This is a genomic window from Halonotius sp. F2-221B (assembly GCF_046719765.1).
GTDB lineage: Archaea > Halobacteriota > Halobacteria > Halobacteriales > Haloferacaceae > Halonotius.
The window spans coordinates 1-1,207 of record NZ_JABEBY010000036.1 but is presented as its reverse complement, the minus strand read 5'-3'; the positions used below and the strand labels follow the sequence as shown (position 1 = coordinate 1,207).

Below are 1,207 nucleotides of genomic sequence, written 5' to 3'. Positions count from 1 at the left end.
TGTAGCTTCAGACTTAGACTGTCTAGTTTAACCTCTCTGGGAGCATATCTACAGGAATGAGCCGGAAACAGCACGTTGTTGATCTCTCTGATGAGGAGCGAAGGACGCTTGAGTGGTTCATTTCGACCGGTGAGCACAAAGCTGAGGACATTACGCGGGCACGGATTCTCCTGAAAGCAGACGAAGGGCTCACAGATTCGAAGATCTGTGAGCATCTCGATTGCTCAATCGCTACTCCATATCGGGCACGGAAGAACTACTGTGAGCGAGGGCTCGCGGCGATTCATCGCCGCAAGCCCGACCGCGAGTATGAAATCAAACTCGATGGCGATGCTGAAGCGCGACTGATCAAACTCGCCTGCAGCGAGCCACCAGAAGGACACTCCCACTGGACGCTCCATCTCCTCGCTGATGAACTCGTGATGCTCGACGAGATCGACTTCGAGTCGATCTCTCACGAAACCGTCCGACAGCGTCTAAAAAAACGCCCTGAAACCGCATCTCTCCAGCTACTGGGAAATACCGCCTGATCAAGACGCTGACTTCGTTTACTACATGGAGGACGTGCTTGCTCTTTACCACGAGCCATATGACGAAACCCGCCCAGTCATTTGTTTTGACGAGTCAAGCAAGGCACTTCGTGGCCATGAACGCGATCCGCTCCCGGCCGAACCGGGAGCGGTCGCTCGGGTCGATTATCGCTACGAACGTAACGGGAAACAGCGGCTACACATCACTACTGAACCGTTGACCGGCTGGGTGGCTGTCGAAGTGACAGACCGACGGCGAACGACCGAATGGATCGACCGGATGGTTGAGCTGGCAGATGTTCACTACCCGGATGCTGATCGCATCCGGGTTGTGATGGATCAGCTCAATACGCACAAACCGGCTGCCTTCTACGATTTCTTCCCACCGGAGCAAGCGAAAGCGTATCTTGATCGATTCGAGTTCCACTACACGCCGAAGCGAGGAAGTTGGCTGAACATGGCCGAAATCAAGATTGGTGTGCTCAAACGGCAGTGTCTTGACCGGCGTATCTATGACGCAGCGACACTCCGAGCGGAGGTCGCTGCGTGGGAAGAGCGACACAATGCGGTTGATCGACCTATCGACTGGCAATTTACCACCGGTGACGCTCGTATCAAGCTACAGCAGCTGTATCCAGTTGAGCCGAGGAACTAGTCAGACCACATCTGAACCTACA

Annotated in this window: 1 protein-coding gene; it reads left to right on the top strand. The window is 54.4% G+C overall.

From position 1 onward, the window contains the following. The first annotated feature begins 56 nt into the window (after nucleotides 1-56). Nucleotides 57-1,185 (top strand): IS630 family transposase gene (locus HKK80_RS14920; RefSeq protein ID WP_411800373.1). Its coding sequence is split into 2 segments (ribosomal slippage): nucleotides 57-481 and nucleotides 480-1,185, totalling 1,131 coding nucleotides; the frame shifts between segments, so codons are not numbered across the junction. Nucleotides 1,186-1,207: the final 22 nt, after the last annotated feature.